We start from the raw sequence: 17002 nt of genomic DNA, 5'->3' as shown, positions 1-17002 counted from the left end.
GCCCTCAGCACTGCTTGACAGTGCGGCGGCCGATCTCGCGTCCGGCCAGGGCACCGGCACCGGCAACAAGCGCCGTCTCGCCGACATTGCCGCCCAGCAGCGCCGCGCCGGCACCGGCGATCACTGCGCCGGCCACGGCACCGCGCGCCTTGGCCCGCTTCTTGGCGCGCTGGCACTGGGCCAGGCTGTTGTATTGCTTGCCTTCATACTCATAGAGCGTCGGCTGGCCCTGCTGGGCAAAGGCCGGCGTGGCCACCGGCGCCATCAGCCCCAATGAAACCGCGATGATCAGGGGGGTGCGCATGTCTGTCTCTCCTCTTGCCGGCTGACGGCCGTCGCGTCATGCTGATGGCCCAGCATGTGCGCGCTTGCCACCATAGACAAGCGGGCGTTGAAGTTCAGCCGATGTTCAAGCTGGCAGGGCAAAGGTGAATTCATGATGAAGCATTTTTTCCTCCCCGCCGCGCTTCTGGCCATCACGCCGGTCGCCGCCCAGCCCCTGCAACCGGCCGACGTCGTGCCCGAAATGGCCGATGCCGTGGCCGCGGCGGCACTGCCGCCTGTCCAGCCGGACCCGCGCCTGGCCCCGACGGCTGACGATGCGCGCGGTGCCGGCCTGCCCGCCGGCTGGAGCGAAGCGCCGCCGCCAGCGGCCGCCACGCCCGCTGTGCTGGCCTGGCAGCAACGGCAGAGCGGCTGGCAGCAGGGCAACGCCCAGCCCTTGGCGTGGCAGCAGAATGGTGGGCAGCAGAATGGCGGGCAGCAAAATGGCTGGCCGCAGGCTGGCCCGGCACCGGTGCAGGTGGTGCAGGTGAACCATATGGTGCCGGTTCCGGTGCCGGTTGCTTATGGCGGCTGGGGCGGCCCGGCCTATGCCGTTCCGATCGGCTGGGGCGGCGGCTGGAACCGTGGCTGGAACCGCGGCTGGAACAGGGGGTGGCGCAGTGGTGGCTGGGGCGGCGGCTGGAATGGCGGCTGGGGTCCCGCCGTGGTGATCGGCGGCGGCTGGGGCGGCGGTTTCAACCGCGGCCATTACGGCCGGCGCTGCCGGTCCAGCGGCGCCGGTGCCCTGGTTGGCTCGGTCGCAGGGGCCAGCATCGGCTATGGCCTGTCGCGCCCCTGGGATCGATCGACCGGCGTGATTGTCGGCGGCCTTGTCGGCGCGCTGGCAGGCAGCGCCATCGAACGCTCAGGCCGCTGCTGATCCGGTGATGGCGGCCAGAAAGGCCGGGCCCCAGCTTTCCAGCTTCACCGCGCCCACACCGGGGATGCGGGCCATGTCGGCCATGGATTGCGGGCGGCTGGCCGCCATCGCGCGCAGCGTGGCATCGGCAAACACGATGTAGGGCGGCACCCCGGCATCGGCGGCCAGTTGCCGGCGCAGGGCGCGCAATTCCTCGAACAGGCCGCGATCCTGCGGTGCCACTTCCTGGGCGGCCGCGCTGGCGCTGGCTTTTGCCGGTTTGCGCGGGATCACCTGTTTCAGGCGCACCGGCACTTCGCCTTTCAGGATCGGCCGCGCGGCAGGGCCCAGCACCAGGCCGCCATGCTGCGGATCGCGTTCCAGCGCGTCGGCGGCTTCCAGCTGACGGGCCAGGCTCTTCCATTGGTCAGCCGGCCAATCCTTGCCGATCCCGAACACGCTCGATCGGTCGTGGCCGAATTTCTGCACCTTTTCCGATGATCTGCCGCTGAGCACTTCGATCAGATGTCCGGCGCCAAAGCGCTGCCCGGTGCGATAGACGGCCGAAAGCAGCTTGCGTGCCGCTTCGGTCGCATCCAGCAGCGTGGGCGGATTGAGGCAATTGTCGCAATTTCCGCACGGATCGGGGGCGACCTCGCCGAAATAGCGCAGCAGCAGCTGCCGCCGGCAATCGGGGGTTTCGAGGAACGAGATCAGTGCGTTCATGCGGCGGGTTTCGTTGGCCTTGTGCGCCTCGCTGCCGTCGCCGGCGGCGATGAAACCGCGCAGCCGGGCGACATCCTCGCCGCCCCAGATCAGATGCGCCACCGCCGGATCACCGTCGCGGCCGGCGCGGCCGGTTTCCTGGTAATAGGATTCGATCGATTTCGGCAGACCGGCATGGCACACGAAACGCACATCTGGCTTGTTGATGCCCATGCCAAAGGCGATGGTGGCGACCATCACCATGTCTTCCGAAGCCACGAAATCCGCCTGATGCCGGCTGCGGATGGGGGCTTCGAGGCCGGCATGATAGGGCCGGGCGGGGATGCCAGCCTCCACCAGCCAGCCGCAGATCTTCTCGGTCGCGGCGCGGGTGGGGGCATAGATGATGCCGGCGCGGCCGGCCTGCCCGGCCAGAAAGGCCAGCAACTGCCGGCGCAGATCATCGCGGCCCACCGCTTCATACCGTATATTGGGCCGGTCAAAGCCCGAAAGGGTGATGCGGTCATCACCGATACCCAACTGGCGGGCGATATCGGCGCGGGTTTCGCGGTCGGCCGTTGCGGTCAGGCCGATGCGCGGCACGCCAGGCAGGGCATCGCAAAAGGGTTTGAGCTGGCGATATTCGGGGCGGAAATCATGGCCCCACTGGCTGACGCAGTGCGCTTCGTCGATGGCGATCAGGGCGATTTCGGTGCGTTGCACCATCTGGCCAAAGCCGTCGGACAGCGCGCGTTCGGGCGACACATAGAGGAGATCAAGCTGGCCATCGACAAAGTCGCGCCACACCTGTCCACCGTCGGCCGATTGGCTGTTCAGCGTGGCCGCGCGCACGCCCTGGGTGCGCAGCGCCTGCACCTGGTCTTCCATCAGCGCGATCAGCGGCGAGATCACCAGCGCCGTGCCCGGCCGCACCAATGCCGGCACCTGATAGCACAGTGATTTGCCGGCCCCGGTCGGCATGATCGCCAGCACATCCCGGCCGGCGATCACGTCGCTGATGATCTGTTCCTGCGGCCCGCGAAAATCGGCGTGGCCGAAGACGTGGGTCAGGATTTCGTGGGGGTTCATGGCGCCGTGGATAGCGAAGCAGCAAACAGCCTGCTATGGTTTTTCGCCATGGTACAACAATGACGCGGGCCCGGATTTTCCAGTGCAGCCAATATGCTGGCGTTGCTGCCCTGGTGCTGTCAGCGATCTGGATCCTGTGGACGGAACTGCGCCCGCCCGCCATCGCCGCCAACCAGTCTCGGCACAGCGTCGCCATCACCCGCACGGCACTGCCGGGCACCGGCCAGACCATCGGCCCGTTCCGATTGACCAGCGCGGTGGCCCTGAGCAGCCCGGACAAGGCATTTGGCGGCCTTTCGGGCCTTGCTGCGCTGCCTGATGGCCAGCTGCTGGCGGTCACTGATGCCGGCGACTGGCTGCTGCTGCATGCCGATGGCCAGACCGGCGAGATGGGCAGCATCGTCATGCCGGGCAGCGAAAAAGCTGATCGCGATGCCGAAGCCATTGCCTTCACCCCTGATGGCCACACGTTGGTGAGCCTTGAACAACAGCATCGCGTCCTGCGCTTTGCCGGCCACGGCCCGCCGCTCACGCCGGCCGGCGATCCACTATATCGCACCGATACAATGGCCTGGCCGCCCAACGGCGGCGGCGAATCGCTGGCGGTGCTGGGCGATGGCAGCCTGATCTGGATCGCTGAAGATGCGCCCACCGCCGATGGCGCGCTGACGGCGCTGCTGGTGGCGCCTGATGGGCATACCCGCCGCCTGTTGATCGATGCGGTCGATGGGTTCCGGCCCACCGATGCGGTGCTGTGGGATGACAATCACCTGCTGCTGCTGCACCGCCGCTATACCGGGGCGGAAACCGCCGCTGCCATCAGCATTGTCGATCTCGCCCCGGTGCTGGCCGGTGGCAGCGCAGCGCCGGCACGGTTGCTGGCGCGCTGGGGCAGGGGTGAAAAATGGCCGATCGACAATATGGAAGGCATCGCGCTTGCCCGCCGGGCCGGCCAGCCGCCGCTGCTCTATCTGGTGTCAGACGATAATTTCTCAGCGGCGCAGGCGACGATCCTGCTGCGGCTGGAGATTATTTCGCCGCTGGTGGCTTCCGGGCAATGAGCTTGATCTCGGTAATGCCGGTATCGGGCAGCAACCGCGACACGCCGATCGCCGTCCACGCCGGGAATGGCGCCTTGATGTGGCGGTTCTTCACCGTCGCCATCGCATCAAGCTGGGTCTTCACATCGGTGTGAAAGCTGGTGATCTCCACCACGTCGGCCCAGGTCACGCCAGCGCGGACCAGGATCTTCTCCAGCCGCGCGAACGCCCGCTCATAGGCCGGCACCATGCTGGCCTCCCCCGCCGCAACGCCGGCCACCACGCCCGACAGATAGACCGTGTCGCCGGCGATCACCGCATCGGCATAACCATATTTTTCCTGAAACGCGCGCTCGGAGGGGTTTTCCGACATCAGCACCGATCCGGCCGGCAGGGCGGCGGCCGGGGCGGCGGTGAGCAGGGCCAGCAGGGTCAATTTCTTCACGGGCGTTCTCCTTCATGCCACATTGACCAGAAATTCGGAGCACTGCCGTGCTGCCATTCATTGCGCACGGCAAAGCCATTGGCCTGGTAGAGGCCGACGTTCGATGGCGTGGCGGTTTCCAGATAGCAGGGCTGGCCCGCGGCCTGCGCCAGCCCGGCACGCAGGAGGGCACCGCCGATGCCCTGGCCTTGCCCGGCAGGCGGGACGCCGATGAACTGCAGATACCAATGCAGACGGCGATCATGCTGGTGATCCATCGCCCCCATCAGCCCCAGCGTGCGTGGCAGCGCGGTACCGAAGGTGAGGGCAAGGCGCGGCAGGTTGGCGATCAGGCTGGTGGTGGGCAGCGCCCAGGCCCCCGGCGGTCGCCACAGCGCGGCCCCGACGATGCGGCCATCGCCGGCCAGCGCCACCTGCGCCAAGGGCAACCGGGCATCGGCCCGGGTGATCAGTCCAAAGAATCGCGTCAGCTGCGCCGGCCGGCGGGCGGCATCGGGAAAGATCCATGCCAGCGCCGGATCATCGATGAAGGCGGCGGCCAGCACGGCGATGATGGCCGGCCGGTCGGCCAGGGTGGCGGGGCGAATCGCGGCGGTAGGGCGCATGGCCGACAGCATAAGAGATGCCGGCCCAAACAAAAGCGGCCGGGCTTGATGCCCGGCCGCCTTGGCGAATCACAAGAGCAGAGCTGCCTCAGGCGGCGGCGAGCTTCTTGCCGATTTCCTTCTTCAGCTTGACGCAACGATCCGAGAGCAGCGCGTCGTTGGTCTTCAGCAGCCAGTTGTCGAGGCCGCCGACATGTTCGACCGAACGCAGGCCGTTCATCGACACGCGCAGACGCACGCCCTTGCCCAGCGCATCAGAGATCAGCGTCACGTTCTGCAGGTTGGGCAGAAAGGTGCGCTTGGTCTTGTTGTTGGCGTGGGACACGTTGTGGCCAACCTGGCGGCCCTTGGCGGTCAATTCGCAAACGCGCGACATCGTCTCAATCCTGTCATCAAGAATTTCGCAAATGCCAGCCCGCTTGGGACCAGCAACAGACCGGCGCGCATAGCGGAGGGGCGCTGCGCCGTCAACTGCTGCGCGGCTCTTGCCCTCGGCAGCCCGGCCATTTCAGCGCCTTGGCCGGGCGTGTGCTGGGCAGGCCGGGCCGGGTCGCCGCGAATCGCTGCCCGCTACAAGCTACCCGGGATTGGGCAGATGGCCCTTTTCTCCCCGCTTTTGCCGGGCTAGACCACAAGTAACGGTGACGAATCAGCGCCACCGGCAGGTTCGATACATGCCCTGGTTTGCCATACATTGCATCGACAAGCCGGATTCGGCCGATCTGCGCGCCGAGACGCGGCCCGCCCACCTGGCCCATATCAATGAATTCAAGGATCAGGTGCTTGTCGCCGGGCCGCTGCTGCGTCCGGATGGCCGCGCGATGGGATCTTTGCTGATCATGGAATTCGAAGATCGCGATGCGGCCATCGCCTATGCCAATGCCGATCCCTATCACCTGGCTGGGCTGTTCGAGAGCCGGTCGGTGACGAACTGGCATAAAGTACTGCCGTAGGCTGGCCAGCTCTGCTGCCGGCCGTGCCCTAGAAGCTCAGCCCCTGCCGCTTCGCCGCGGTCGACAGTTCGGCGCGGATGTTCACCCCCGGCTGCGCCAGCCAGTCCTGCATCGAATCCGACAGCGGCTCCAGCGTTGCCGAGCGGATCATCGCCTTGATCGGCCCAATGCCGGCCGGCGTGATGGACAGGCGCTCGACACCCAGCGCAATCAATGCCAGCGCCTCCAGCGGACGGCCGCCCATTTCCCCGCACACGGTAACCGGCACATCATGCAGGGCCGCGGCGCACACCACGCGGCGGATGACGCGCAGGATGGCGGGGGACAGCCAGTCATAGCGATCGGCAAGGCGCGGGTTGGCGCGATCGGCCGCGAACAGGAACTGCGTGAGGTCGTTGGTGCCGATGGAAACGAAATCGGTCATCGGCAGCAGCACGTCGAGCTGCTCGATCAGGGCCGGCACTTCGATCATGGCGCCATAATGGATCTCGGATGGCACCGGGCGGCCGCTCCTGGCCAGTCGTTCGCGCTGCTGTTCCATCAGCGCGCGGGCTTCGGCAAATTCCCAGGGTTCGGAAACCATCGGGAACATCACATTTAATGCGCGCCCCGCGGCGGCTTCCAGCAAGGCGCGGGCCTGCACCTTCATCAGGCCGGAGCGGCCGAGTGCGAGGCGCAGCGCCCGCCAGCCCATCGCCGGATTCTCGTCTTCCTCGTCGCCGTCGATATAGGGCACCGCCTTGTCCCCGCCGATATCGACGGTGCGGAACACCACCGGCTTGTCGCCAGCGGCTTCGAGCACGCCGCGATACAGGCTCTGCTGGCGCTCGCGGCGGGGCAGGGTGGCCGAAACCAGGAACTGGAATTCGGTGCGGAACAGGCCGATGCCATCGGCGCCGGCCAGCGGGATGGCGACGGCATCATCGAGCAGGCCGGCATTCATGTAGAGGGTGATCTGGCGGCCGTCCTTCGAAATGGCGGGCAGGTCGCGCACCTTGGCCCATTGTTCGGCCTGGCGTGCCTTCAGCGCCCGCATCGCCTGATAGGATTTGATCGTGGCCGCCGTCGGCCGGATCAGCAACGCATTGTTCCCGGCATCGACAATCAGTTCATCGCCGTCATTCACGTTGGCAAAAAGCTGATCGACGCGGCCAAGGACGGGCACGCCCATGGCGCGGGCCACGATTATGACGTGCGCGGTAAGGCTGCCTTCTTCCAGCACCACGCCCTTCAGGTGGCGCTTGTCGTACTCCAGCAGTTCGGCGGGGCCCAGATTGCGGGCGATCAATATGGCATCGCCGGTGATGCCCATCTGCGCCGCCGTGCCCAACTGGCCCGACAATATGCGCAGCAGCCGGTTGGCGAGATCGTCAAGATCGGTGAGCCGTTCCTTCAGATAGGGATCGTCGATGGAGCGCATGCGCAGCCGGTTGCGCGACTGCACGCGCTCCACGGCGGCTTCGGCGGTGAGGCCAGTTTCGATCGCCTCGTTGATGCGCCGCGCCCAGCCTTCATCATAGGCAAACATCTTGTAGGTCTCGAGGATCTCGTGGTGATCGGTGCCGGCCACGAATTCGGATCGGCCCATCATGTCGTCGATCTGGGTGCGCATGCGGGCAAAGGCATCGACCAGCCGCACGCGTTCGGCGTCCACATCATCGGCCACCGTGTGTTCCACCACCACGCGCGGCTGGTGAAACACCGCCACGCCGCGGGCGAGGCCATCAACCAGCTTCAGGCCGTTCAACCGCGTTGGCCCCGAGTTTGCCGCGCGCATGCGGGCGGCCTGGGCATCATCCACCAGCCCGGCGCCGTGGATCAGTTCCGAAAGCACCATGCCCACCGTCTGCAGCGCTTCGATTTCCACCTCGGCATAGTTACGCGGTTCGCGGTGCTGCACGGCCAGCACGCCGATGGCGGCTTCGCGGCGCAGGATCGGCACGCCGCAGAAACTGTGGAAATCATCCTCGCCGGTTTCCGGGCGATAGGCGAAATCGGGATGGGCCTTGGCCTCGGCCAGCGCCAGCGGTTCGCGGCGGGCGGCAATATTGCCGACCAGGCCCTGGCCCATGGAAAGCCGTGTCACATGCACGGCCGATTGCGCCAGGCCTTGCGTCGCAAACAGTTCCAGCACGCCATCGCGCAGCAGGTAGATGGAAGCGACCTCGCTGCCCAGTTCGGCAGCCACCAGCTTCACCACCTGGTTCAGCTTCACCTGCGCCGCCGCCTTGCCGGCCATCACATCGTGCAGGCGGCGCAGGATTTCGCGGGCGGCGTTGACCTGGGCCATCAGGCGGCCTGTCTGGCCCGACTGAGCGCGGCTTCGGCCTCTTGGGTGAGTTCGTCGATGATCTCGGCCACCGGCTGCACCTTGGTCACCATGCCCACCGATTGCCCGGCCATCAGGCTGCCGCCCTCCACATCGCCTTCCACCACCGCACGGCGCAGGGCGCCGGCCCAATAATGTTCGATGGCCAATTGCCCGGCGGCCAGGTCCATCTCGCCGCGATCAACGGCGGCGGCAACTTCGCGCTGGCGCTCGTTGAAGGCTTCGCTGCCGGCATTCTTCAGGGCGCGCACCGGGATCACCGGCAGGCGCGGATCGATCTGCACGCTGGAAAGCGCATCGCGCGCCGAGGCGCGCACGAAGGCGGCCTTGAACTTCTCGTGCGCAACGCTTTCGGCGGCCGCGGCAAAGCGGGTGCCCAGCTGCACGCCCGAAGCGCCCATTTCCAGATAGGCCGCAATCGCATTGCCGCGCCCGATGCCGCCGGCGACGAACACCGGCACATCGGTGATCACGGGTAGGATTTCCTGCGCCAACACGGTGAGGCTGACCGGGCCAATATGCCCACCCGCTTCCGAACCTTCGATGATGATGGCATCCACGCCCGACCGCACCAGCTTCTTCGCCAGCGCCGCCGTCGGTGCAAAGCACATCAGCTTGGCACCATAACCCTTGATCTTGGCAATCGCCGCGCCCGACGGCAGCCCGCCCGCCAGCACGACATGCGAAACATTCTGGCGCCCGCAGATATCGATGAGTTCATCCAGCTGCGGGTGCAAGGTGATCAAATTCACCCCGAACGGCTTGTCGGTCAGCGCCCGTGTCGCGATGATCTCCGCCTCAAGAATGGCCGGCGGCATCGCCCCGCAGGCCAGCACGCCGAATCCGCCGGCGTTGGAAATGGCGGACACCAGATGGCGTTCCGAAACCCAGGTCATCGCGCCGGCCATGATGGCGTGACTTGTGCCAAGGAATGCGCGGCCCTTGGCGGAAGCGGCGTCGAGATGCGGGGTATTGCTCACGCTTCAACGTCTCCAGCCACCGGGCCATCCAGCCCATAAGCCGTATGCAGCACGCGCACGGCAAGTTCGACATAATCCTGCGGGATGAGCACGCTCACCTTGATTTCCGAGGTGGTGATGGCCTGGATGTTGATGCCGCGGCTGGCCAGCGCGCGGAACATGGTGGCGGCAACCCCGGCGTGGCTCTTCATGCCAACGCCGACCACGCTGATCTTGGCCACATCATCATCGGCGATCAGGCTGGTGAAGCCGATGGTGCCCTTGGCCTTTTCCAGCACGTCCATCGATGCCGGTAACTGCGCGCGCGGCACGGTGAAGGTCACGTCGGTGGTGCCTTCATCCTTGGCGATGTTCTGCACGATCATGTCCACATTGATGTTGGCATCGGCCAGCGGGCCGAAGATGCCGGCCACCACGCCCGGCTTGTCGGGCACGCCCACCACGGTGACTTTCGCTTCGTTGCGATCGGCCACGATGCCGGCGATCAGTTCCTGTTCCATCTCGTCATCCTCATCCACCACCAGCGTGCCGGGCGCGTCGGAGAAGCTCGACAGCACCTGCACCACAACCTTTTCCTTCATGGCCAGTTCGACCGACCGCGTCTGCAACACCTTGGCGCCCACGCTGGCCAGTTCCAGCATTTCTTCATAGGTGATGCGGTGCAGTTTGCGGGCGCGCGGCACGATGCGCGGATCGGTCGTGTAAACGCCGTCCACATCGGTATAGATGTCGCAGCGATCGGCCTTCAGCGCGGCGGCCAGTGCTACCGCCGACGTGTCGGAACCACCGCGGCCCAGAGTCGTCACCCGATCATCCGCCGTCAGCCCCTGGAAACCCGGCACCACCGCCACTTCGCCCGCCGCCATGCTGGCCAGGATGGCGGCCGTCTCGATATCCTCGATGCGGGCCACGCTGTGGGCATTGCTGGTCTTGATCGGCAATTGCCAGCCCAGCCAGCTGCGCGCCTTCACGCCCAGCGATTGCAGGGTGATGGCCAGCAGCCCGGAGGTGATCTGCTCACCAGCGGCCACCACCACGTCATATTCGGCCGGATCGGCCAGCGGCGAGGCTTCGCGGCAATAACCGACCAGCCGGTCCGTCTCGCCCGACATGGCGGAAACCACCACGGCCACTTCGTTGCCGGCATCCACTTCACGTTTCACCCGGGCGGCGACGTTGCGAATCCGCTCCGTCCCCGCCATCGAGGTGCCACCGAATTTCATCACGATCCGGGCCATTGCCGGCAACTTCCTTTATGAGGGTGCTTCACTATTGCCCTTGCCTGATAGGAATGTGGGCGGGCAATGGCAAGAAACCCCTAGGCGAGGCTCAGGAAAGAAAATGTCAGCAGCTGCCAGCATCAATCCTGACGAAGCCGCCTTCTTCGGCAAGCTGGCGGCCGAATGGTGGAATCCCAAGGGCACGTCCGCCATGCTCCACCGCATCACGCCGGTGCGCGTCGCCCATATCCGTGGCCTGGCGCTGGCGCATTTCGGGCTGGATGCGAAGAGCCGCCGGCCACTGGCGGGCCTCACCGCGCTGGATGTTGGCTGCGGTGCCGGCCTGATGGCAGAGCCGCTGGCCCGCATGGGCGCTGCCACCAGCGCGATTGATGCCGCGCCGGAGAATATCGAAGCCGCCAAGGCGCATGCCGAAGCCGGCGGGTTGCGCATCGATTATCAGTGCATCGCCGTGGAGGATCTGGCTGCGACGGGCGCGCAGGTTGATTTCATCACCTGCCTCGAAGTCGTCGAGCATGTGGCGGGGCGCGATGCTTTCTTCGCCGCGCTGGCCAGCCTGCTCAAGCCCGGTGGCCTTGCCGTGTTTTCCACGCCGAACCGCACGCCGGCAAGCTGGGCCGTGGTCATTGCCGGGGCGGAGCATATCACCCGCACCATCCCCAAGGGTGCCCACGACTGGAACCGTTTCTTCACGCCCGCCGAACTGGCCGAAGCGCTCAGCCACGCCGGCTTGACGCCCGCCGAACCCGCCGGCCTGTCGTGGCGGCCGGGCAAGGGTTTCCACATCGGTAGCGACGTGTCGGTGAATTATTTCCTCGCTGCCACCAAGGCCTAAACCGCCCGGAACAGGCTGGCGATCACCTCCACCGACGCCCGCGCAGCGTCAGGATCGGGCGTTTCATTGGCATCGTTGAAGCCGAACGCTTCTGTGGCGCCAACATTCTGGACCACGATGCCATCGGCGCGCGGCGTGACTCCGATGTTGCGGTAATAGACGCCATAGCGCACCTCCGGCTGCGGCGGCAGCCAGGCAATCTGGCCGCGCACCGGGATGATGCTGGTGTCGCCCATCAACGCACGAGCGCCATAGCCGGTGCAGTTGAAGATCACCCGCTCCTTGATGCGCGCAAAATCGCGGGGGCTGGCCAGGGTCATCGGCTCGAAGCGGCCGCCTGCAGCCATGAATTCCTGCTCCAGCGTGCTGGACAGGGCTGAAACGTTGAAATTCATCGCGACGTTGCGGCGGGCGATCGGCACCGGGAAGGGGTGCTGATCGCGGCCGAGCGGTTCGTTGCGCGGGGTGATATCGGCCAGGCGCTCCTCGTAATTGACGAACATGTCGGTGCCGCCGCCCGGCAGGCTGATCGCGTGGTCAACGCCGCCAGGCGGCGCATCGAACAGCACGAAGCGTTCCAGAAATTCCACCGGCGTGCCGGCGCGGCCCAGATAATGCTGGTGCATTGCCCAGCTGCGCCGCGCCATCACCTCCCAGCGCGCGGCAAAGCCGGGGTCCACGGCCTTTTCCATGGCGACGCGGCTGAACGGTGACCAGGTGCCGGTGGCGCGGTTGGAGCGCACATCGGGGAAGCGTTCGGCGGCATAGATCACCACTTTCAGGCCCATGCGCTGCGCTGTCAGCGCCGTGGTCAGCCCGATGGCACCGGCGCCAACCACCGCCACCTCGCGTGCACCAGCCTGCAGCGCCAGCGGCACGGCCTGCATGGCGGAACCCCAGCTCAGCGACCAGCCGCTGCCGCCATGGCCATAATGGTGGATCACTTGGCGGCCGGCGATGCGCTCCACCTCGATGCGCGGGCCCGCAGCGCGGAACGGGCGCAGGCACACGGTGATGCGCATCAGCCGATCTGCCTGCGCATTGATCGGCACGATGGGGGTGCGCGGGGCAAAGGCGGTCTGGGCCAGTGCGGGTGCGCTGGCCAGGCCAAGCAGGCCCCAACCCGTTGTTTGCAAGGCTGTTCGTCTGTCGATCATTCCGCCATCCCCCGTGCGTCGCCTGATCAGAATTACTGGCGCGGCGACAGCCTCTGCAACCCTGCCCCGCCCATTTGCGGCAGGCTTGGCGACAGAGCGTGCCTGTGTCAGGCTCAAAAGCAAGGGAGGAGTTCGCCATGACGACGCCACTGAAGGGCATTCACCACAGCGCCTATCGCTGCCGCGACGCCGAGGAAACGCGGGCTTTTTATGAAGATGTGCTGGGCCTGCCGCTGGAAGCGGTGGTGCAGGAAGAAAAGGAGCCGGGTTCGGGCCGGCCCAATCCGTTCGTGCATCTGTTCTTCCGCATGCCCGATGGCAATTTCATCGCCTTTTTCGATGCGCCGGGCACCGTGAAGGAGGGCGATTTCAATCTGGTGCATGGCTTTGACCGGCATGTGGCCTTCGAGGCCGACGACGAGGTGAAGCTGCTGGACTGGCGCGACAAGCTGAATGCGGCGGGCGTGCCCTGCTTCGGGCCGATTGATCATGGCTTTGTGAAATCGGTGTATTTTTCCGATCCGAACGGCTTGCCTTTGGAAATCACCGCGCGGGTGCCCACACACGATGCGATCCTGGCCGAAGATGCCAAGACCGCCCATGCCATCATCAAGGCGTGGAGCGCGCGCAAGGCGGCCGAAGGAAAAGCCGCATGAGCTACCAGCGCCTGCCGCTGCTGATTGCCTTTCGCGAGGCGGTAGGCCTGCGTGACACCTATGGCGGCATCGATGGCGTGGTGGCATTGCAGGCGCACCACCTGAAGCCCGAGACGCCATCCGATACGATCGTGATCTTCATGCATCCGATGGGCATCATGCATTATCTGCCGCTGCCGCCGGCGCTGGCCGATGCCGGGGTGCACGTGCTCACCGCAGTGTCGCGTTATCCCAACAACGACAATGCGTTGATCATGGAGAAAGTGGCGGTCGATCTCGGCCGCTGGGTGGCGCATTGCCGGGATGTTCTCGGCTATTCGAAGGTCGTGCTGGCCGGCTGGTCGGGCGGCGGCAGCCTGGCGCTATTCTATCAGGCCGAGGCGTCTGACCCGCAGGTGACGCACACCCCGGCGGGCGATCCCTTCCCGATGGCGGAGGCCAAGCTGCCGCCGGTCGATGGCATCATGCTGCTGGCCGCGCACGTGTCGCGCAGCCAGACGCTGACCGAGTGGATGGATGCATCGGTGATCGACGAAAGCGGCCCGGTGCGCGATCAGAAATGGAATCTCTACGATCCGGCCTGTCCGCAGCCGCCCTACAGCGCGGACTTCCTCGCCGAATATGCGGCGCGGCAGGTGGCGCGGTCGAACCGCATCACGGCGTGGGCGGAAGCGACACTGGCGAACCTCAAGTCCCGCGAAGGCCCGCACGCCGAACGCGCCTTCATCGTGCATGGCACCATGGCCGCACCCTGCTGGCTCGATCCCGCGGTCGACGCGAACGACCGCACGCCCGGCCGCTGTTATCTGGGCGATCCGCGCCTGATCAACGATTCACCTGGCGGGCTTGGCCGCTTCACCACGCTGCGCTCCTGGCTGTCGCAGTGGAGCCTCAAATCCAACGCCTGCTCCCTGAAAGTCGGCCACCGCATCCGGCTGCCGGTGCTGGTGGTGGGCAACACGGCAGACGATGCCTGCACGCCCAGCCATACGCAGCGATTGTACGACTGCGTGGAAAACGCCACGTCGCGCGAGCTGCACGAAGTGAAGGGCGCGACCCATTATTATGCGTTCCAGCCGGAGCATCTGAAACAGGCTGCCGGCATCGTGACGGATTGGTTGGGGCGGGCGCTTTAAAGGAAGCGCGCCACCACGTCGCGATAGGAGCGCGAGACCTTCACTTGCGTGCCGCTGCCCAGCACCAGGAAACATTCGCCGTTGGTGTGCGGTTTCACGCTCTTGATATTGTCGAGGTTGACGATGGTGGAACGGTGGATGCGCTGGAAGGTCTTGGGATCAAGCCGCTTTTCCAGATCCTTCATCGTTTCGCGCAGCACCAGGGTCTGATCGGCGGTGTAGATGCACATATAATCGCCGGCGGCGTCGATACGCTCGATATCCTTCACTTCCACCCGGAAGATCTGGCCGCGATCCTTGATGTTGATCACCTTTTCGAACCGGCCGGCCTGCGGTGCATCGGAAAGATCGTCGGGCAAGGCTTCGGGGGCGACTTCGGAAAGGATTTCCTTCAACCGCTCGGCGCCCTGCGCGCCCTGCTTTTCGGCCAGGCGCTGGCGCACGCGTTCGATGGTGGCGGCCAGCCGGTCTTCCTCCACCGGCTTCAGCAGATAATCCACCGCCTGCGCTTCAAAGGCCTTCAGCGCATGCTGGGTGAAGGCCGTGACGAACACGAACAGCGGCGGATCGATATCGGCAAGGCCGGAAACCACGGAAAAACCATCGAACCCCGGCATCTGGATATCCAGGAACACCAGATCGGGCTTCAGCGTGCGGATGGCACGGATCGCCTCACGTCCGTTGGCGCAGCGTTCGATGATCTCGACATCCTCGAATGGCTGCAGCCGCAGCTCCAGCCCCTGGATCGCCAGCGGCTCGTCGTCGACGAGTATGGTGCGAATGGTCATGGGGCTACATCTGGGGGGCAAGGGCGGGGGTTGCAACCGGCGGCGCGACAGGCTGTGCCGGATTGTCGGTCTGGAACGGAATGTCGATCAGCACGATCAGGCCGCTGGGTTCATTATCGGCCAGCTCGAAGCGATGATCGGGGCCATAGCTTTGCGCCAGCCGCTCGCGGATATTGGCCAGGCCAACGTTGGTGCCGCCCGCTTCGGCCGGCACGGCGCCCAGGCCCGGCCCGGTATCGGCGATGGTGATCACCAGCCGGTCGCTCATGCGGCGCGCATCCACCAGGATGTCTGCTCCATCTTCAGAAGGTGTGACAGCATATTTGATGGCATTCTCGATGATCGGTTGCAGCAGCAGCGACGGCAACCGCGCCTCCATCACGTCGGGCGCGATGTCAAATCGGGTGCGCAGCCGGGCTTCGAAGCGGGTGCGTTCGATATCCAGATACAGCTTCAGCGCCTCGGCCTCCTGCGCCACCGTCGCCAGGCCCTCGCGTTCGCCCACCAGGCTGTAGCGCAGGAAGCTGGCGAGGCGGGACAGCATGGCGTTGGCGCGGTCGGTCTGTTTCAGCAGCACCAGGGTCGATATGCTGTTGAGCGTGTTGAACAGGAAATGCGGGTTCAACTGGTAACGCAGCATTTCCAGCTGGGCGCTGTTGGCCTGCGCCGCCATGTTGACCATGCGTTCCGATTGTTCGGCCAGCAGCAGATAATAGTTGATGCCGAAATAAAGCGCCGTCCACGCGCCGAGCACGGCGAAATCGAGCAGGATGGCGCCGAGGAACTGCACCCCCTTGGGCTGCCACCCCGGCTGATAGAAGGTGGCGTGCGCCCACACTTCCAGCACCGAGAACAGGCCCGAAGCGCCGATCAGCAGCAGGGCGGTGAGCGTCCAGGTCCACAGCGGCTTCATGGCGATCAGCCGGCGATAGGCGGCGGACAGCAGCAGGGTGATCGAAAAGCCGGTGGCGGTGACGATGATGGCCGGCACCACGAAGTTGAGGCCCATGGAATTGGCCAGCCCCGACAGGGCGCGCAACATCAGATAGGCGAACCAGCCGCCGCCCTGCAACATCCAGAAGGCGCGGTTCTTGTCGCGGAAAAAGCCCTGGCGGATGGGTGGATCAACCATGCGGGCACCATAGCGGCATGGGACCAAAAGGCCAAATTGGCGGTTTCCGGACGTCACCATTGGCCCGGCTGGTCAGCCAGCCACGCGCCGGCTAGGCTGGCACACATGGGACTTTCCGTCGAACAATTGCACAGCTGTCTGCACGCGCTGGCCGCCGATCATCCGCCGGTGGCCGCAGCGCTGGCCAGCCATGGCCTGCCCGAGCCTCGTTTGCGGCCACGCGGCGCCGGTACGATGATGCGGGCGATCGTGGCCCAACAGGTGAGCACCAAGGCGGCGGCCAGCATCTGGAACAAGCTGGAAGCGGCCTGCGGCGGCGACATGGATGATCTGGCGCGCGTTGCGGCGACACCGTTCGAGGTGCTGCGTGGCGCCGGGCTGTCCGGGCAGAAGGCCAGCTATGTCCACGCGCTGGCCGAGGCCGTGGCGAGCGGCCAGATCGATTTCGGCGCGCTGCCGGATGAGGATGAGGCCGCGATTGCGTTGCTGTCGTCGATCAAGGGCATCGGCCGCTGGTCGGCGGAGATCTACCTGCTGTTCGCCGAAGGCCGGCCCGATGTGTTCCCGGCGGGTGATCTGGCCTTGCAGATCCAGTTGGGCCGCATGTTGGGTGAGGAAGCCCGGCCGACCGAGAAGCGCGCACGGGCTTTGGCCGAACCGATGCGCCCGCATCGCGGTGCGCTGTCCATCCTGCTCTGGCACAATTACAATATTGTCGCGCTCTGATA

The 17002-nt window shown here is 65.8% G+C and carries 18 protein-coding genes; 7 read left to right on the top strand and 11 right to left on the bottom strand.

Annotation, left to right across the window (positions count from 1 at the left end; translation table 11 throughout):
• Positions 1–4: 4 nt before the first annotated feature.
• Positions 5–304 carry a hypothetical protein gene (locus D619_RS15965; RefSeq protein WP_017667882.1) on the bottom strand — a complete coding sequence of 100 codons (300 nt, stop codon included), beginning with the start codon at positions 302–304 and terminating at the stop codon, positions 5–7.
• 132 nt (positions 305–436) lie between these two features.
• Here D619_RS15965 and D619_RS17215 point away from each other — a divergent pair, with 132 nt between their 5' ends.
• On the top strand, positions 437–1204 hold the full coding sequence (locus D619_RS17215; RefSeq protein ID WP_152417357.1) for a YMGG-like glycine zipper-containing protein: 768 nt from the start codon (positions 437–439) through the stop codon (positions 1202–1204).
• Here D619_RS17215 and recQ read toward each other — a convergent pair.
• Positions 1190–2977, bottom strand: a complete 1788-nt coding sequence (gene recQ / locus D619_RS0107090) for a DNA helicase RecQ (RefSeq protein WP_017667880.1) — start codon at positions 2975–2977, stop codon at positions 1190–1192. The two genes, D619_RS17215 and recQ, sit on opposite strands and share 15 nt — an antisense overlap.
• A 59-nt stretch (positions 2978–3036) precedes the next feature.
• On the opposite strand from recQ, the gene D619_RS0107085 reads away from it, so the two are divergent.
• Positions 3037–4038: an esterase-like activity of phytase family protein gene (locus D619_RS0107085; protein ID WP_017667879.1), complete on the top strand. Its 1002-nt coding sequence runs from the start codon at positions 3037–3039 to the stop codon at positions 4036–4038.
• Here D619_RS0107085 and D619_RS0107080 read toward each other — a convergent pair.
• From D619_RS0107080 to rpmB, 3 genes are all read right to left on the bottom strand, one after another.
• A complete protein-coding gene (locus D619_RS0107080; protein WP_017667878.1) occupies positions 4007–4462 on the bottom strand; it encodes a Rid family hydrolase in 456 nt (151 codons plus the stop codon). The genes D619_RS0107085 and D619_RS0107080 overlap by 32 nt on opposite strands.
• Positions 4459–5067: a GNAT family N-acetyltransferase gene (locus tag D619_RS15955; RefSeq protein WP_193743267.1), complete on the bottom strand. Its 609-nt coding sequence runs from the start codon at positions 5065–5067 to the stop codon at positions 4459–4461. The genes D619_RS0107080 and D619_RS15955 overlap by 4 nt, the downstream gene beginning before the upstream one ends.
• Before the next feature lie 88 nt (positions 5068–5155).
• Positions 5156–5443 carry a 50S ribosomal protein L28 gene (gene rpmB, locus D619_RS0107070; protein ID WP_017667876.1) on the bottom strand — a complete coding sequence of 96 codons (288 nt, stop codon included), beginning with the start codon at positions 5441–5443 and terminating at the stop codon, positions 5156–5158.
• A 298-nt stretch (positions 5444–5741) separates the two neighbouring features.
• Here rpmB and D619_RS0107065 point away from each other — a divergent pair, with 298 nt between their 5' ends.
• Entirely contained in the window at positions 5742–6020 is a 279-nt protein-coding gene (locus tag D619_RS0107065; protein ID WP_017667875.1) for a YciI family protein, read from the top strand.
• Positions 6021–6048: 28 nt separating this feature from the next.
• On the opposite strand, the gene ptsP is transcribed toward D619_RS0107065, so the two are convergent.
• From ptsP to D619_RS0107050, 3 genes are read right to left on the bottom strand one after another with little or no spacing between them, the layout of a single operon-like run.
• Positions 6049–8310 (bottom strand): phosphoenolpyruvate--protein phosphotransferase, encoded by a 2262-nt coding sequence (ptsP, locus tag D619_RS0107060; protein WP_017667874.1) that lies wholly within the window; start codon positions 8308–8310, stop codon positions 6049–6051.
• A complete protein-coding gene (locus D619_RS0107055) occupies positions 8310–9329 on the bottom strand; it encodes a nitronate monooxygenase (RefSeq protein ID WP_017667873.1) in 1020 nt (339 codons plus the stop codon). Before D619_RS0107055 ends, ptsP begins: the two co-directional genes overlap by 1 nt.
• Positions 9326–10567, bottom strand: a complete 1242-nt coding sequence (locus D619_RS0107050; protein WP_017667872.1) for an aspartate kinase — start codon at positions 10565–10567, stop codon at positions 9326–9328. The genes D619_RS0107055 and D619_RS0107050 overlap by 4 nt, the downstream gene beginning before the upstream one ends.
• A gap of 103 nt (positions 10568–10670) precedes the next feature.
• On the opposite strand from D619_RS0107050, the gene ubiG reads away from it, so the two are divergent.
• On the top strand, positions 10671–11405 hold the full coding sequence (ubiG, locus tag D619_RS0107045) for a bifunctional 2-polyprenyl-6-hydroxyphenol methylase/3-demethylubiquinol 3-O-methyltransferase UbiG (RefSeq protein ID WP_017667871.1): 735 nt from the start codon (positions 10671–10673) through the stop codon (positions 11403–11405).
• Here the strand turns inward: ubiG and D619_RS0107040 are convergent.
• Complete coding sequence (locus D619_RS0107040; RefSeq protein WP_026090804.1) at positions 11402–12562, bottom strand: FAD-dependent oxidoreductase; 1161 nt, start codon at positions 12560–12562, stop codon at positions 11402–11404. The genes ubiG and D619_RS0107040 overlap by 4 nt on opposite strands.
• 137 nt (positions 12563–12699) lie before the next feature.
• Here D619_RS0107040 and D619_RS0107035 point away from each other — a divergent pair, with 137 nt between their 5' ends.
• Together D619_RS0107035 and D619_RS0107030 are read left to right on the top strand one after the other, a co-directional pair.
• On the top strand, positions 12700–13218 hold the full coding sequence (locus tag D619_RS0107035) for a VOC family protein (protein WP_017667869.1): 519 nt from the start codon (positions 12700–12702) through the stop codon (positions 13216–13218).
• Entirely contained in the window at positions 13215–14354 is a 1140-nt protein-coding gene (locus tag D619_RS0107030) for an alpha/beta hydrolase (protein WP_017667868.1), read from the top strand. The genes D619_RS0107035 and D619_RS0107030 overlap by 4 nt, the downstream gene beginning before the upstream one ends.
• Here D619_RS0107030 and D619_RS0107025 read toward each other — a convergent pair.
• Entirely contained in the window at positions 14351–15142 is a 792-nt protein-coding gene (locus tag D619_RS0107025) for a LytTR family DNA-binding domain-containing protein (protein ID WP_017667867.1), read from the bottom strand. The genes D619_RS0107030 and D619_RS0107025 overlap by 4 nt on opposite strands.
• 4 nt (positions 15143–15146) lie before the next feature.
• Positions 15147–16274 (bottom strand): histidine kinase, encoded by a 1128-nt coding sequence (locus D619_RS0107020; protein ID WP_017667866.1) that lies wholly within the window; start codon positions 16272–16274, stop codon positions 15147–15149.
• A gap of 105 nt (positions 16275–16379) precedes the next feature.
• Here D619_RS0107020 and D619_RS0107015 point away from each other — a divergent pair, with 105 nt between their 5' ends.
• Positions 16380–17000 (top strand): DNA-3-methyladenine glycosylase, encoded by a 621-nt coding sequence (locus tag D619_RS0107015; protein ID WP_017667865.1) that lies wholly within the window; start codon positions 16380–16382, stop codon positions 16998–17000.
• The last annotated feature ends 2 nt before the right edge of the window (positions 17001–17002 follow it).

The organism is Sandarakinorhabdus sp. AAP62 (genome assembly GCF_000331225.1).
GTDB lineage: Bacteria > Pseudomonadota > Alphaproteobacteria > Sphingomonadales > Sphingomonadaceae > Sandarakinorhabdus.
This window is presented reverse-complemented; position numbering and strand designations above follow the sequence as displayed.

Coding starts and splice junctions, on each gene's coding strand:
- D619_RS15965 (WP_017667882.1), bottom strand. CDS start 304: ATGCGCACCCCCCTGATCATCGCGGTTTCATTGGGGCTGATGGCGCCG.
- D619_RS17215 (WP_152417357.1), top strand. CDS start 437: ATGATGAAGCATTTTTTCCTCCCCGCCGCGCTTCTGGCCATCACGCCG.
- recQ (WP_017667880.1), bottom strand. CDS start 2,977: ATGAACCCCCACGAAATCCTGACCCACGTCTTCGGCCACGCCGATTTT.
- D619_RS0107085 (WP_017667879.1), top strand. CDS start 3,037: ATGACGCGGGCCCGGATTTTCCAGTGCAGCCAATATGCTGGCGTTGCT.
- D619_RS15955 (WP_193743267.1), bottom strand. CDS start 5,067: ATGCGCCCTACCGCCGCGATTCGCCCCGCCACCCTGGCCGACCGGCCG.
- rpmB (WP_017667876.1), bottom strand. CDS start 5,443: ATGTCGCGCGTTTGCGAATTGACCGCCAAGGGCCGCCAGGTTGGCCAC.
- D619_RS0107065 (WP_017667875.1), top strand. CDS start 5,742: ATGCCCTGGTTTGCCATACATTGCATCGACAAGCCGGATTCGGCCGAT.
- ptsP (WP_017667874.1), bottom strand. CDS start 8,310: ATGGCCCAGGTCAACGCCGCCCGCGAAATCCTGCGCCGCCTGCACGAT.
- D619_RS0107050 (WP_017667872.1), bottom strand. CDS start 10,567: ATGGCCCGGATCGTGATGAAATTCGGTGGCACCTCGATGGCGGGGACG.
- ubiG (WP_017667871.1), top strand. CDS start 10,671: ATGTCAGCAGCTGCCAGCATCAATCCTGACGAAGCCGCCTTCTTCGGC.
- D619_RS0107040 (WP_026090804.1), bottom strand. CDS start 12,562: ATGATCGACAGACGAACAGCCTTGCAAACAACGGGTTGGGGCCTGCTT.
- D619_RS0107035 (WP_017667869.1), top strand. CDS start 12,700: ATGACGACGCCACTGAAGGGCATTCACCACAGCGCCTATCGCTGCCGC.
- D619_RS0107030 (WP_017667868.1), top strand. CDS start 13,215: ATGAGCTACCAGCGCCTGCCGCTGCTGATTGCCTTTCGCGAGGCGGTA.
- D619_RS0107025 (WP_017667867.1), bottom strand. CDS start 15,142: ATGACCATTCGCACCATACTCGTCGACGACGAGCCGCTGGCGATCCAG.
- D619_RS0107020 (WP_017667866.1), bottom strand. CDS start 16,274: ATGGTTGATCCACCCATCCGCCAGGGCTTTTTCCGCGACAAGAACCGC.
- D619_RS0107015 (WP_017667865.1), top strand. CDS start 16,380: ATGGGACTTTCCGTCGAACAATTGCACAGCTGTCTGCACGCGCTGGCC.